General features: G+C 65.8%; 10 protein-coding genes. 7 read left to right on the top strand and 3 right to left on the bottom strand.

The window, feature by feature from the left end; all coding sequences use genetic code 11:
- Window positions 1–37: 37 nt before the first annotated feature.
- A complete protein-coding gene (gene ggt / locus ACR9ZH_RS07115) occupies window positions 38–1,825 on the bottom strand; it encodes a gamma-glutamyltransferase (protein ID WP_481290061.1) in 1,788 nt (595 codons plus the stop codon).
- 167 nt (window positions 1,826–1,992) lie between these two features.
- On the opposite strand from ggt, the gene ACR9ZH_RS07120 reads away from it, so the two are divergent.
- The 5 genes from ACR9ZH_RS07120 to ACR9ZH_RS07140 all read left to right on the top strand — a co-directional run bounded on the left by ACR9ZH_RS07120 (window position 1,993) and on the right by ACR9ZH_RS07140 (window position 9,217).
- A complete protein-coding gene (locus ACR9ZH_RS07120) occupies window positions 1,993–2,706 on the top strand; it encodes a FadR/GntR family transcriptional regulator (RefSeq protein ID WP_481290062.1) in 714 nt (237 codons plus the stop codon).
- Window positions 2,707–2,952: 246 nt separating this feature from the next.
- A complete protein-coding gene (locus ACR9ZH_RS07125) occupies window positions 2,953–5,790 on the top strand; it encodes a TonB-dependent receptor (RefSeq protein ID WP_481290063.1) in 2,838 nt (945 codons plus the stop codon).
- A gap of 4 nt (window positions 5,791–5,794) precedes the next feature.
- Window positions 5,795–6,679: an aldose 1-epimerase gene (locus ACR9ZH_RS07130; RefSeq protein WP_481290064.1), complete on the top strand. Its 885-nt coding sequence runs from the start codon at window positions 5,795–5,797 to the stop codon at window positions 6,677–6,679.
- Window positions 6,680–6,695: 16 nt separating this feature from the next.
- Window positions 6,696–8,912, top strand: coding sequence for an alpha-galactosidase (locus ACR9ZH_RS07135; RefSeq protein ID WP_481290065.1), 2,217 nt, complete (start codon window positions 6,696–6,698; stop codon window positions 8,910–8,912).
- Between the two features lie 95 nt (window positions 8,913–9,007).
- A complete protein-coding gene (locus tag ACR9ZH_RS07140; RefSeq protein WP_481290066.1) occupies window positions 9,008–9,217 on the top strand; it encodes a hypothetical protein in 210 nt (69 codons plus the stop codon).
- A 3-nt stretch (window positions 9,218–9,220) separates the two neighbouring features.
- Here ACR9ZH_RS07140 and ACR9ZH_RS07145 read toward each other — a convergent pair whose 3' ends face one another.
- A complete protein-coding gene (locus ACR9ZH_RS07145; RefSeq protein WP_481290067.1) occupies window positions 9,221–9,367 on the bottom strand; it encodes a hypothetical protein in 147 nt (48 codons plus the stop codon).
- Window positions 9,368–9,721: 354 nt separating this feature from the next.
- On the opposite strand from ACR9ZH_RS07145, the gene ACR9ZH_RS07150 reads away from it, so the two are divergent.
- Window positions 9,722–10,375: a response regulator gene (locus ACR9ZH_RS07150; RefSeq protein WP_481290068.1), complete on the top strand. Its 654-nt coding sequence runs from the start codon at window positions 9,722–9,724 to the stop codon at window positions 10,373–10,375.
- A 70-nt stretch (window positions 10,376–10,445) separates the two neighbouring features.
- On the opposite strand, the gene ACR9ZH_RS07155 is transcribed toward ACR9ZH_RS07150, so the two are convergent.
- Entirely contained in the window at window positions 10,446–13,604 is a 3,159-nt protein-coding gene (locus tag ACR9ZH_RS07155) for an Rne/Rng family ribonuclease (RefSeq protein ID WP_481290069.1), read from the bottom strand.
- A 350-nt stretch (window positions 13,605–13,954) separates the two neighbouring features.
- On the opposite strand from ACR9ZH_RS07155, the gene ACR9ZH_RS07160 reads away from it, so the two are divergent.
- Window positions 13,955–14,902 (top strand): RluA family pseudouridine synthase, encoded by a 948-nt coding sequence (locus ACR9ZH_RS07160; protein ID WP_481290070.1) that lies wholly within the window; start codon window positions 13,955–13,957, stop codon window positions 14,900–14,902.
- The last annotated feature ends 91 nt before the right edge of the window (window positions 14,903–14,993 follow it).

The raw sequence follows: 14,993 nt of genomic DNA on the forward strand, positions 1-14,993 counted from the left end.
CTGAGGTTCGCGGGATTGGGGGCAGGGCGTTCGAGGGTCAGTAGCCGGTCACCGTGCCGTCCTTGCGCATCTCGGTCGCGCCCCAGTAAACATGCTGCTTCGCATCGAACATGATCGCTTCGTATCCGCCGAAATTGCCGCTGCCGGGAATGATCTTGTAGCCTCGCGCGGACAGCGCCGTCTTCACAGCCGGATCGAAGCCCGATTCCATTTCGACGCTGCCGATGCCCGTCGACGCTTCGCCGGTGGGCTCGGCGTTACCGACGTGCCGCCAGCGCGCGGCGTCGCCGGCGTCCTGCACGTTCATGCCGAAGTCGATGATGTTGGACAGCACCTGCACATGGCCCTGCGGCTGCATGTCGCCGCCCATCAGCCCGAAGGACAGGAACGGCTTGCCGTCCTTCATGACGAAGGCGGGAATGATGGTGTGGAACGGACGCTTGCCGGGCGCGTAGACGTTCGCGTCGCCGTCGCGCAGCGAGTAGAGCTCGCCGCGATCCTGGAACATGAAGCCCAGGCCATCGGCGACGAGGCCGGAGCCCATGCCGCGATAGTTTGACTGGATGATGGACACCATCATGCCGTCCTTGTCCGCCGTCGTGAAATAGGTGGTGTCGCCGTCGAACAGCTTCGGGTCGCCCGGTCCGATGGCCGGCTCAGCGCGATCGGGCCGGATCGATGCAGCGCGCTTCGCGCCATACGCCTCGGAGATCAAGGCCGTCATCGGTGCCTTCGCAAAGCGGGGATCGGCGTAGTACCTGGCCAGGTCTTCGTACGCCATGCGCTTGGCTTCGAGCATGACGGTCAGCGTGTCGGCGCTACCCTGGCCCATCTTCCGGAGGTCGAAGTGCTTCAGGATCTGCAGCATCTCCAGCACCGCGAAGCCCTGGCCGTTCGGGGGCAGTTCGTAGACGTCGTACCCTCGGTAGTTCACTGATTGGGGGGTGACCCATTCGCCATGGTAGTCGGCAAAATCGGCATACCGGAGGTCCCCGCCCACGCGTTTGAAGTAGGCATCGATCGTGTGGGCGATGCTTCCCTTGTAGAAGGCGTCGCGGCCTCCTTCGGCGAGCAGCGACAACGTATGCGCAAGGTCCGGATTGCGAAAGACCTCGCCCTCGGCGGGCGTGTGTCCGTCGATGAGGTACGTGGCGCGGGCATTGGTGAGATCGCCCACCAGCTTTTCCCGCTTCTCGAAGGCGGCGAAGTTGCCCTTCCAATAGGCCGCTACCAGCTGGGTCACGGGGAACCCGTTCTTCGCATAGGCGATGGCCGGTGCGAGGTCGTCTGCCATGGACAGCTTGCCGAACCTGTCGTGCAGGGCGAACCAGGCGTCGACCGTCCCGGGCACGGTGATGGGGAGCGAGCCCATCGGCGGTATGTGGTCCTTGTACGGCATGCCGGCCTTCGCGTAAGCGTCCTTCACTTCGGCGCGCATCTTCGCTAGGTCGCGAGATTTTGCGGACGGTCCGGAACCGTTGTATCCGTAGAGCTTGCCCGTCTTCGGATCCCAGACGATCGCGAAGCAATCGCCTCCGATGCCATTGAGCACCGGTTCCATCAGCCCCAGGGCGGCGTTGGCCGCGATCGCCGCATCGACTGCGCTGCCGCCCTTCTTCAGGATGTCGAGGGCGATTTGCGAGGCTAGCGGTTGCTCGGTGGCGGCCATGCCATGTTGTGCCAGCACCGGCGAACGGGATGCCCATGGGGTCCCCGAGTAGCGGTCGCCACGCCCCAGCCCTTCGGAGGCGAAGGTGCCCTGGGAAAGCAGGCAGAGCAGGGTGGCCACGAGCCATGGCCGCGTGTAAAGGGACGTCCACTTCATGCGGGTTTCTCCTCGATACCGGCCACCTTGACGGATGAGAGCCGGGTGGTGATGTGAGCAGCGTCACGCGATGGAGCGTAGGCCATTGTCGGATTGACGCCCAGGGACGCTGCTGTGTAGCGTTGCCGCGAGATATAGCGCATCGCATACCGAGGGAGCGACACATAGTGAAACCTGTGGCCACGCGTAACCTGCATAGCCAAGTGGTCCAGGAGCTGGGACAGCTGGTCGTCAGCGGCAAGCTGGCGCCGGGCGAAGGGCTGCCACGCGAGGAGGTGCTCGCGGAGAGGATGAAGGTGAGCCGCACGGCCTTGCGCGAGGCCATGAAGGTGCTCGTCGCCAAAGGGCTCATCGAATCCCGCCAGCGTACCGGGGCGCGCGTACGCGACGCCATCCACTGGAACCAGCTGGATGCGGACGTGCTGGCCTGGCGCTGCGCCCTGATGCCCACCGAAAGCTTCGTCGAGAAACTCGTGGAGATGCGCGAGCTTATCGAGCCCGCCGCCGCTGCCGCAGCGGCGAAGCGGCGCACCGCCGGGCAGCTTGCGGACCTCAAGGCGGCTTATGAGGCCATGGCATCTTCAGAGGATCTCGACGCCTGGGCCCAGGCCGACCTGGCCTTCCACGAGGCGCTCCTGCGCGCCACCAACAACGAACTCATGGTCTCGCTGTTCTCGGTGATCGCGACGGCGCTCGGCACGTTCTTCCTGCTTTCCGCGCGCAATTCCGGGAACTTCAAGCTGGCCCTCCCGCATCACGAGAAGGTCTACGAGGCAGTACGGAAACGCCAGCCCGAGGTAGCTCGCGAGGCCATGCTGGGCATGGTTGCCACTTCGCGGGAAAACATCCGCGGCCGCGGGCGCCGGACGAAATCCGCCTGATACGGCGTCCCCTTGCCGTTTCCGCGCATGCTGCGGCGCAGCTTGCAGTCCGATAATAATAAAATACTACAATTCAGCCATGGACGACCGGGCTGGGATGGTGCTGGCCCGGCGTCGCGGGGAAACAGTTCGGGATCGACAGGACACACAAAGCGCGAGGGCAATAGCTTGCCCTCGACGGCTGACTGCGGCCTTCGTTTACCCGGTTTGGAGATGAAGGCAGTCCATCCATAAAGGGGCGTCGGAATGCAGCGGAAGGTATTGGCGTTGTCGGTGCGCAACGCGTTGGCGGGCATGATCGGTATCGGTCTCATCGGCGGGTCTTTCCAGGCCGTCGCGCAGGACGCTGCTACCGCGGCCCCGGGCGGCCCGGTGGTCCAGTCGCAGGACACGAACGCCGGTTCCACCGGAAGTGACAAGGTCAAGGACAAGAAGTCCGTGACCGAACTCAACGGGGTTCAGGTGACTGGCCAGTTGCAGTCGCTGTACCTGTCCCAGGCCACCAAGCGCGACTCCATCAGCGTCGTGGATTCCGTATCGGCCGAAGAAGCGGGCAAGTTTCCCGACCAGAACGTGGCCGACGCGCTGCAGCGCGTGCCGGGCGTGTCGGTCAACCGTGGCGGCGGCGAGTCCAACCAGATCACCGTGCGCGGCTTCGGCCCGAACTTCGTGAACGTCCTGGTGAACGGCCGCACGATGGCTACTGCGGCGACCGATCGCGCGTTCGACTTCGACGTCCTGCCGTCCGAGATCATCCAGCAGGCGGTGGTGCAGAAGACCGCCACGCCGGACACGGAAGAAGGCGGCATCGGCGGTACCGTGAACGTGATCACCGCGCGCCCCTTCGACTTCAACGGGTGGCATGGCGCCGGCAGCGCCGCCGCGGTCAACGACCATACGGGGGGCGGCTTCGGCGGCAAGACCACGCCGAAGGTCTCCGGCATGATCGGCAACACCAATGCGGACCACACTTTCGGTTGGCTCGCCTCGGTGGTGTACTACAAGCGCGACCACGTGCAGCAGACGATGGATACGGGCGGCTGGCTGAGCAACCAGGACTTTTCGCGCATCAACCCCGCGTATACGAACGTCTCGCTCCCGCAGACCCTGCAGGGGCAGTCGACCCAGGAAACCCGTACCCGCCGCTCGTTCAATGGCGCCATCGACTGGAAGCCCGCCGACGACTTCACGGTAAAGGTGGACGGCCTGTTCTCGGAGTACCAGGTGGATTCCGACGTGCGCGGATTCGGTCTCTACACCAACACGGGCATCATCAACTCCATCACGCCGGATGCCAACGGCACCGCGCAGCATTTCGGCGTGGATGCCTCGGGCGGCATGGCGAACGATTACATCGTGAGCTCAGTGCCGCGCGACGCCTTCAACACGCAGGTAGGCGCGAACTTCAACTGGCAGATCGATCCGTCGATGCAGGTGGACTTCGACAGCGCGGTGTCGCGCGCCTGGAACAAGAAGTCGGCGGACAGCAACTTCACCGTGCTGGGCACGCGCAACATCGGTGCCACACCGCAGTGGCAGAACGGCGGCAGCGATCATCTGCCCAGCTGGACCGGTTTCCTGCCCACCGACGACATCGACTCGCTGCACGCCCACGTGCCGAACCAGGGCACGCAGAGCGCCAACGTCACGGATGCCATCTTCGAGAACAAGCTGCATTTCTCCAAGAGCTTCCTGGACGGCACGCTGTCACGGCTGGACTTCGGCGTGTCGAGCACGCAGCGCAAGAAGACCAAGGTCACTTACAAGACGCCCGACGATGTGGCCTGCGCGGTCTATTGCGGTTACGCGGTGAACGTTCCGGCGGATGCCGTCGACGCCCATGTCTTCAATGGTGGCAGCCTGGTGGACGGCGTGTCGTCGACCTTCCCGCACCAGTGGGTCACCTACGATGTCGACAAGCTGTTCCAGTACCTGGCTTCGCCGGCTGCGTACAACCAGCTGGCGAACCCCGCGGCGTTCCAGGCCGCGCTGGCGGCCAACGGAGGGAGTTTCAAGGCGCAGATCGACCCCAGCTCGTATGCGCAGATCAAGGAGCACACGACGTCGGCCTACGGCACGGCAACCTTCGAGCAGGACGCGGCGATGCCGTGGACCTTGAACGTCGGCATGCGCTATACGAAGACCGACACCACGTCGCGCGCGTTTTCCATCCCGATCCTGGCGATCGCGGTGAACCCCGCCGACCCGACCAATGCGATTCCGACGTATGGCTCGCTGACGCCGATCTCCCAGAAGGGCGATTACCATTACTGGCTGCCCTCCGCCAACTTCAAGCTCAACCTGCGCGACGACCTGGTCTTCCGCGCGGCGGCTTCGAAGACGCTGACCCGTCCGGACCTGGGCGACCTGGCGCTTAACGTCAGGTACAACTTCCGTCCGCAGGACCAGACCATCGACCAGGGCAATGCCAGCCTGCTGCCGTACGTGTCGAAGAACTACGATGCGGGCCTCGAGTGGTATTTCAACGATACGAGCTACACCGCGATCGACCTGTTCTACAAGAAGGTCAGCAACTTCACCACTAAGATCACCACCAACACGACCTTGCTCGGCTTCCCGTTCCAGCTGACCGAGCCGGTCAACCTCAACGACGCCACCATCAAGGGCGCCGAGCTCACCTTCAACTACCAGTTCACCAGGCTGCCGGCGCCGTTCGACGGCCTGGGCGTGGCGACGAACTACACCTACGTCACCAGCGACACGTCGATCAGTTCGGACCATCTCGCGAGCACGGGCCGCTTCGCGGTGCCGGGCATCGGCAATTCGTCGAACTTCAGCGTTTACTACCAGAAGGGGCCGGTCGAGCTGCGCGCCGCATACAACTGGCGGCAGAGCTACCTGACCTTGCTCGCAGGCAACCAGGGCCAGCCTACCTCGGTGAAGTCGTATGGACAGGTGGATCTCAGCGCGAGCTACAACCTCAACAAGCACGCGTCGATCTTCCTGTACGCGACCAACCTGACCAACGAGAACATCTACCAGTACCAGGTCCTCGCCGACCGGCTGAACTATGCCGAGGCCAACGGGCGCACGTTCTTCGTCGGCGTACGCGGTTCGTTCTGAGCGAATGGCCGAACCCGCCCCGCTCCAGCTGCGCAACGATTGGCTGAACCTGCGCGTGTCGCCGCGGCTCGGCGGCGGCATCGCGGCACTGGAGTGGATGGGGCGGGGTGCCGGGGTAGCCTTGATGAGGGGCTGGGACGGCTCCCCGGACCCCAACAGCCTCGCCTGTTACCCCCTGCTGCCGTGGAGCAATCGCATTGCCCACGGCGGCTTTTTTTACCGCGGTCGGAGGGTGGCTCTTGCATGCAACCGCGAGGGCGACGCGTGGCCCATCCACGGCAGCGGATGGCAGCGCGAATGGACGGTGGCCCAGCACGACAGCCGGACGCTCGCGCTGACCCTGGAAGAGTCGGTATCCGATGCCTACAGCTATCGGGCCCTCCTCGGTTATCGCCTCGACGGCGATACGTTGCGCATACGCCTTCGCGTCACGAATACCGGGGATGTCTCGTTGCCGTTCGGTCTGGGGCTGCATCCATTCTTTCCTCTGCACGACGGTGTCCGCCTGCGGGCACCCGCGCGGTCGGTCTGGCAGAACGACGGCCGCGATCCCTTGCCGGTCCGCCGGGAGGCGATCCCCGGCGCATGGGACTTCGGCATGGCCCGCGCGTTGCCGCATGGTGGTCTCAATCATGCGTTCGAGGGCTGGTCCGGCGCGGCGACGATCGAGTGGCCGGCACTGGCGCTTCGCCTGCATGTCGAATCGGACGTCGACAGGTATGTGCTCTACGTGCCCGACGGAGGCACGTTTTTCTGCTTCGAACCGGTGGACCATCCGATCAATGCCGTCCATCTTCCGGGCGGTCCGCTCGCCAACGGGTTGACCGACCTTGCGCCCGGCGTCAGCCTGGAACGATGCTTCGCCTTTCATGCCGAGACGTGGCGATAAAGAGGAATACGACACCGTGAATCGTTCGTCCCGAATCATCAGGCTCCTGCTCGCCGTGGCCGCCGGCCTGTTCCTCGCTTCGAGCCTGGTTGCCGCGCCGCGTTACGATGCCGATCGCCGTGTCTTCCGCCTCGATGCGGGCGATGTCACCTATGCCATGGGCGTGAATGCCGACGGCGTCCTCCAGACCCTGTACTGGGGCGCGCGGCTGCCGGCCGGCGATCCGCTCGGACCTGCCGTTCCCGCACCCGAGCGATCTTCGTTCGATCCTGCCGGAAGCCTGACCCCGCAGGAGTACGCAGGGTGGGGCGGTGCGATGACTGCCACGCCCGCGCTGAAGATTCGCCTGGACGACGGCAACCGCGACCTGGTGCTACGTTACGACAGCCACCGCATCGAAAAGGATGCGCTGTCGATCCGCCTGCGCGACGCACAAGCCGGTGTGACGGTGGACCTGCGCTACACGGTGGACGAAGCGACAGGCATCGTGGGGCGCTCCGCGCATATCGAGAACGCGGGAAAACAGGCGTTGACCATCGACAGCGCGGCGGCCGCGACGTGGAACCTCCCGCGCGGCGATTATTCGCTGCGCTATCTCACCGGCACGTGGGCGGGAGAGTGGCACCTGCAGACGCGCGCGGTGACGCAGGGCGCCACGGTACTTGAAAGCCGCCGCGGCAGCACCGGCGACGAGAACAATCCATGGTTCGCCATTGGCCGCGGAGATGGCTGGGACGAAGAGCACGGCGACGTCTGGTTCGGCGCCCTGGCCTGGAGCGGTTCGTGGCGCATCCAGGTCGACGAGGACATCCTCGGCCAGGTTCGGGTCACGGGCGGTTACAACCCGTTCGATTTTGCCTACCGGCTGAAGCCCGGGCAGGGCCTCGATACGCCGGTGTTCTACGCGGGCTATAGCGCGCAAGGTATCGGCGAGGCATCGCGCCTGATGCACCGGTTCGAGCGCGATCGCGTCCTTCCCGGCGGTGCCAAGGCAAAGCTGCGTCCCGTGCTGTACAACTCCTGGGAAGCCACCGAGTTCAAGGTGGACGAGGCGGGGCAGGAGCGTCTTGCCGAGAAGGCCGCTGCGCTCGGCGTCGAACGCTTCGTGGTCGACGACGGCTGGTTCGGCGCGCGCGACAACGATCATGCCGGCCTCGGCGACTGGGTGGTGAACCGGCGCAAGTTCCCGAACGGCCTGAAACCGCTCATCGACAAGGTGCATGGCCTGGGGATGAGCTTCGGCCTGTGGGTCGAACCCGAAATGGTGAACCGAGACAGCGACCTGTATCGCGCGCATCCCGATTGGGTACTCAACTTCCCCGGGCGAGAGCGCAGCGAAGGACGCCACCAGCTCGTGCTCAATCTGGCACGCGAGGACGTGAAGGCCCATGTGCTGGCGGTGCTCGACGGACTCCTGCGTGACAACGACATCCAGTTCCTGAAGTGGGACTACAACCGCAATTGGTCGGAACCGGGTTGGCCGCAGATGCCGCCGGACGAACAGCAGAAGGTGTATGTGGCGTACGTGCACAATCTTTACGACATCCTGCGCGAATTGCGCTCACGTCATCCGGGTGTGGAGATCGAATCGTGTTCCGGGGGTGGCGCCCGCGTGGATCTTGGCATCATGGCGCTGACCGACGAGGTCTGGCCATCCGACAACACCGACCCCTCCGATCGCCTCTCGATCCAGGATGGTTTCAGCTACGCCTACGCGCCCGCCACGATGATGGCCTGGGTGACCGGCTCGCCGAACTGGGTGAACGCACGTAGCAGCTCATTGGATTTCCGCTTTCTTTCCGCGATGCAGGGCGGCCTGGGTATCGGCGCGAACTTGCTCGAGTGGACGCCCGCCGAGGAGGCCACGGCGCGGGACTATATCGCCGAGTACAAGAAGATCCGCGCCACGGTGCAGCGTGGCGAACTGTACCGACTGCTTTCGCCGCAGGACCGGGCGCCGTGGTCCGCCACCCAATCCGTCGCCGCCGACGGACGGCAAGCAGTGGTGTTCGCGTTCCAGCGCCAGGGCGAGGAGGCGCGGGCCTTCCCGACGCTGCGTCTGCGGGGGCTGGATCCGGCAGCGCGTTATCGCATTCGTGCAATGCACGGGAAAGTGGCAACCGACACGCCTGCATCGGCGAGTGGGGCCTATTGGATGCGGCGCGGCGTCGACATCGTGATGAAGGGCGACCTGCAGGCGGCCGGCCTGGTACTGGAACGCGAAGGCAAGTGAGCGTGGAGGCGGTCTAGCTGCCGGCTTCACGCCGTTCCAATGCGGCGGCGGGGACGCTGTCCGCTCCTTGGGGCGAACATGCTGGGAGTACGGTCATGGCTACGGTTGCATCGGGTTCGCATACCAGCACCATCGGGGCGCTCGCGGCTGGCAAGCTGCTCGCCAAGGCGACCGGGGGGCGCTGGGGTCCCGCCATCCTGATCCTCGCCGGCATCATCCTCCTGCGCAAACGCGCCGCCGCCAGGGCGGCGCGCCGGGTACGCGCGGACGTGGCCGACGCCGATGAACTGGATATGCCGAGGTAAGGATTACTTCTTCTGCTGGTTGTCTTCGCCGGTGTCGTCGACGGGATCGCCGGAGGCATCGGTCGGTGCCTGTTCTGTCGGGCCGCGCCTGTCTTTCGGCGGCACATCCTGGCCCGGCTGCTGGGGTGGGCGATTTTTCTCATTGGCCATCGGGGTTCTCCGTCATGGGGGGAGGGCCCACCATGGCGTGGCGAGGCTGACGGCTGCGTGCTTGGCGTGTGAGCGATGCGTCGCCGCGCGTCGGCCAGCGAGAGACACCGTTGCAACCGAAACCGGGCACAAAGCCCGGATTAAACCTGACATGTAGCTCCGGCAAGGGCTGACACGATCATCAGGCCGGCCATCAGCGCGTGGCGCAGGGATACCGCTACATAAAGCGGGTTCAGGTCACGATCATACCCTCACGCTGGTTGTCTCGCCTGCACATCTGGCATTGTATGCATTCGCAGGCGGCGCCCGGTCCGAACCGCGCGCCTAGAACAGTCGGCCCAGGGAGGGCACAAAATGATTAACGTTGTATTGGTCGACGACCATGAGCTGGTCAGGACCGGCTTTCGGATGATCCTGCAACAGCAGGCCGATCTCCGCATCCGGGGGGAAGCGAGTTCGGCGGAGGAGGGTCTGCGTCTCATCCGCTCGCATTCGCCGGACATCGCGCTGGTGGATGTCCACATGCCCGGCATGAGCGGCGTGGAGCTGACGGAGCGCATCATTCGCGCCAAGTTGCGCACCAACGTCGTCATCCTGACGGTCGTGGATGATGCGCGGTTCCCCAAGCGCCTGCTGGACGCCGGCGCACTCGGCTATCTCACCAAGGGCTGCTCGTCGGACGAACTGCTGAGCGCCGTTCGCCAGGTCGCTTCAGGTCGCCGCTACCTCGCACCCACCGTGGCGCAACAGCTGGCGCTGGCTACCCTGGACGGCTCGGACTCGCCGTTCGATACGCTCTCCACGCGGGAGATGGAAGTTTCGATGATGCTTGTTCGCGGCATGCCGCTCACTTCCATCGGCGAGCGACTCAACCTGAGTCCGAAGACGGTTTCGACGTACAAGCAGCGTCTCATGGAAAAGCTGCACGTCGAGCACGTCGTCGGCCTGGCACACCTCATGACCGTGCACGGTCTTCTCGATACGCATAATCATCAGGTTGGCAATTGAACTCATTGTGACACTGACAAAAAAACGCCGGGGTGACCCGGCGTTTTTCGTATGGATCACTGCGTAGGGATCACTGCTCGCCGTGCGGCTCCTGCCTCGGGCGGGTGAGCAGGTCGCCTTGCGCCGGTGGCGTCCAGCCGGCAGCGGAAGCCGCCGAAGCGGGAGCTGCCGGAGCGGGAGCTGCCGGAGCGGGAGCTGCCGGCGCGGGAGCCGGTGCCGGCTTTTCCTCGTCCTCCGCAGTCGCCGCGACCGGGGCCGGAGCCGGTGCCGATGCCGGAGCGGTCTCTTCGACGGTCTTCACGGCAGGCGCCTCCTCGACAGCCTTCGCGGCGGCCGCCTCTACCTCTAGCTCTTCAGGCAGGAAGCCGCGCGCCGGTGCGTCCAGACCGATGCCGGAAGACGACGGAGCGGCAGCCACGATTTCCTCGACCGGCGGTTGCTCGGCCTTCATGGGAGCTGCGGCGGGCACCGGCGCGGAGCCCGTCACCGGCGCGCTCTTCAGCGGCGCGTCCGATTCGGTCTGGCGGCGTTCGGTGGCGCGCGTCTGGGCCGAATCCGCCGGCGTGGCAGCGTCGGCAGCGTGCGTGGCGGGCGTCACCGCGGCGGTGCTGCCGGGAATCGGCGGCAGCTTCGGCAGGGTGGGCAGGGTGAGCGCCGACGGAACGGTCTCGTCGTCCGCGGGCTCGGCAGCAGGGCGTGTCGCGACCCGCACGGGTGCTTCCACGGCGAACGCGTTCTCGGCCGCGGCCGCGGTGTCGAGCACGGGCGGCACGCTCGGGCTGGGCCGGGCGGTGGCGGGCTGGGCCTCGTCATCGCCGTCCTCGTCGTCCAGGTCATCGACGTTAGTCGCACCTTCGACCGCACCGGCCTGGGCACCGTCTTCCTGGCGGCGGCGACGGCGGCCGCCACGGCGTCCGCGACGGCGGCGCTGGCCGCCCTCGGTTTCCTTGCTGTCTTCGGCAGACGGGGCAGGAGCGCTGGTGGCGATCGTGGCCTCGATATCCGTAACAGGCGCTTCTGCGGCCAGGACCGGCTTATCGTCGGCCTTCACTGCGGGAGCAACCTTCTCGGCCGGCGCGCGCGGCGCGGCTGCGGGGCCCTGGGCCTGCGCAGCGGCCGCGACAACGGCAGCAGTTGTTGCGGCCTTCTCGACCTTCTCGCCCTGTGGCTGACGCTCGCCACGCGGCTGACGGCGGTTCTCGCCCTGCGCCGCGGCCTGCTCCTGACGACCCTGACGAGCCTGCTGCTGGCCATCCTTCTGGCGGCCCTGCTGCTTTTCCTCGCCCTGGCGCGGCTTGTTGCCGCCCTTCGCCTGCTGCTGGCCGCGAGCCTGCTGCTGGGCGTTGTCCTTGCGCTGCCCTTGCTGGCCGCGCTGTTCGTTCACCTTGCCGCGGCCCTCGTTGCCACGACGGTCGTCGCGACGGGCATGGCGATCGCTACGACCGCCCTGGCGCGATTCCTCGCGCCGTGCGGGCTTGGCGGGCTCGGCTGCCGGCGCCGCGGTAGCGCCGCCGAACAGGCTGCCGAACAGGCGGGAGAAGAAGCCGCCGGCGGGCGCCGCGGGTGCCGGACGACGCGCGGCCTGGGCCGGCGCAGCGGGAGCTTCGATCTCGTCATCGTCGCGCAGGGGGGCGGGCGTGGACGGGACCACGCCAGTGACCAGCGGCTGCTCGCCGCTGCCCAGCGCCTGGCCCATCTTCGGCAGCGCCGTGGCGACCGCCGGGGTGGTGCGCTCGTAGCTCGGCTTGCTGTGCTCGCCCATGTCCGCCTCGCGGATACGGGTGATCTCGAGGTGCGGGGTTTCCAGCTTCTCGTCGGCCACCACGACCACGTGCACGCTGTGGCGCAGCTCGATCTCGACGATGCTGGCGCGCTTCTCGTTGAGCATGAAGTTGGCGACCGCCGGCGGCGCCTGCACCAGGACCTGCCCGGTGTTTTCCTTCATGGCGTGTTCTTCGATCAGGCGCAGGGTGGACAGCGCCAGCGATTCCACGCTGCGGATGTGGCCATGGCCTTCGCAGCGCGGGCAGACGATCTGGGTGGCTTCGCCCAGGCTGGGGCGCAGGCGCTGGCGCGACATCTCGAGGAGGCCGAAGCGTGAGATGCGGCCGATCTGGACGCGGGCGCGGTCGGCCTTGAGAGCGTCCTTCAGGCGCTCCTCTACCTCGCGCTGGTGGCGCGGGCTGTCCATGTCGATGAAGTCGATGACGATCAGGCCGCCGGCGTCGCGGATGCGCAACTGGCGGGCGATCTCCGTGGCGGCCTCGAGGTTGGTGTTGAACGCCGTTTCCTCGATATCGCTGCCCTTGGTGGCCTTCGACGAGTTGATGTCGATGGCGGTGAGGGCTTCCGTCTGGTCGATGACGATCGAACCGCCGGAGGGCAGACGCACATTGCGCTCGAAGATGCTCTCGATCTGGGTTTCGATCTGGTAACGCGAGAACAGCGGCGTCGGATCCTGGTACAGCTTCAGCTTGCGCAGGTTGTTGGGCATCACCTGCTGGACGAAGTCCCGCGCGTCGTTGAACAGCGATTCCTCGTCGATCAGGATTTCGCCGATGTCGTTGCGCAGGTAGTCGCGAAGGGCGCGGATGAACAGCTTGGATTCCTGGTAGATCAGGAACGGCGCCTTCTGCGAATTCGCGGCGGCCGAGATCGACTTCCACAGCTGCAGGAGGTAGTCGAGGTCCCACTGGAGCTCCTCGGCGTCGCGGCCCATGCCGGCGGTGCGCACGATGAGGCCCATGTCGTCGGGCACCGAGAGGTGCTCCATGGCTTCCTTCAGCGCCTGCCGGTCCTCACCCTCGATGCGGCGCGACACGCCGCCGGCACGGGGGTTGTTCGGCATCAGCACCATGTAGCGGCCGGCGAGACTGATGAACGTCGTCAGGGCGGCGCCCTTGTTGCCACGCTCCTCCTTCTCGACCTGGACGATGATTTCCTGGCCTTCCTTGAGGAGTTCGCGGATGTTCGACTTGCCTTCCGCGTTCGGGTTGAAATATTCGCGAGCGACCTCCTTCAGCGGGAGGAAGCCATGGCGCTCGGCGCCGTAGTCGACGAAGCAGGCTTCGAGGGAGGGTTCGACGCGGGTGATGCGGCCCTTGTAGATATTGGCTTTTTTCTGTTCCCGGGACGGGATTTCGATATCGAGATCGTAAAGGTTCTGACCATCGACGATGGCCACACGCAACTCTTCGCGCTGAGTCGCGTTGATCAACATACGCTTCATTGTAGGTTCCTCGGCCTTGCCGCGCGGCCGCGCGCCGCGGTGGCGCCCATGTGGCGGCCTGCCGGGGATCGCGCCGCAGCGGTGAGGCTTCAAGCGGCATGGGATCCGGGACCAATACCTGGACCCGGCGTGATTCGTGAATAAGCGCCTTGCAACCGGCCCGCATCCCTACGGATTACCCGGACAACCGCAACCCGAACCGCTACGATGTGGGGTGTCCCCGCCTTCCGACCCCTCGGACGGAACGGCGCGACACTCGCCTTACGCGGCGGCACCGGCACCCCGCGAGAGATGAGTCTTCAGCGGAGCCTGGCGCTCGCCGAGTATCCTATCAATTTCGAGTTTTATCAATGCAGACGGCAACTTCCCTCGACGGCGGCCAAGGTGTGCGCCAGGTCGAAATCGGTCCCGAGCGGGACGGTCAGCGCGTGGACAACGCTCTGATGACCCTGCTCAAGGGGGTGCCGCGCAGCCTCGTCTACCGCCTGTTGAGAACGGGCCAGGTCCGTATCAACGGTAAGCGCGCCAAGCCGGAGACCCGCCTCGCGCTGGGCGACATGCTGCGCATTCCCCCGGTCCGCGTGGCCGAGCGCGAGGAGGGGGTGGCACCGTCGGGCATGGTGAAGGCCGTGGCCGATGCGGTCATTTTCGAGGACAAGCACTTCCTGGTGATCGACAAGCCGGTGGGTATCGCCGCCCATGGCGGCAGCGGGGTGAGCCATGGCGCCATCGAGCTGCTGCGCGCGGCGCGGCCGAACGAGCACCTGGAACTGGTCCACCGCCTCGATCGCGACACCAGCGGGGTGCTGGTCCTGGCCCGGTCGCGTCCTGGTCTCACCGGCCTCCAGGCGCTCATCCGCGACAACGAGGTGACCAAACAATACCTGTGCCTCATGACCGGGACGCCGCGAAAAGCGAAGTTCGACGTCAATGCACCCCTGTTGAAGTCCGTTCTCCACGGTGGCGAGCGCATGGTGCGGGTGGACGATGCGGGCAAGCCCTCGCTCACCTTCTTCCAGGAACTGGAACAGTACCCGGGAGCGCGACTCATGCAGGCCACGCTCGGCACGGGCCGTACCCACCAGATCCGCGTGCATGCCCAGTACATCGGCCACCCCCTGGCCGGCGACCCGAAATACGGCGACGAGGAGGCGAACAAGCGCTTCCGTGCGAGGGGCCTGAAGCGCATGTTCCTGCACGCCTCGAGGATGAGCTTCGATCTCGGCGGCAAGAACTACGATTTTTCTGCACCTTTGCCCGACGATCTGAAGGCGTTCCTCGACAATCTCCGCGACTGACCTGTAGGAGCGCGCCTGCGCGCGACATCTTTTGAGGCCCTGACTTGGAACTGGCGCGCAAGGTTTCAGACTGCGGCGAAAAGACGTCGCG

It is taken from the genome of Luteibacter sp. SVR4-7G (genome assembly GCF_056755555.1).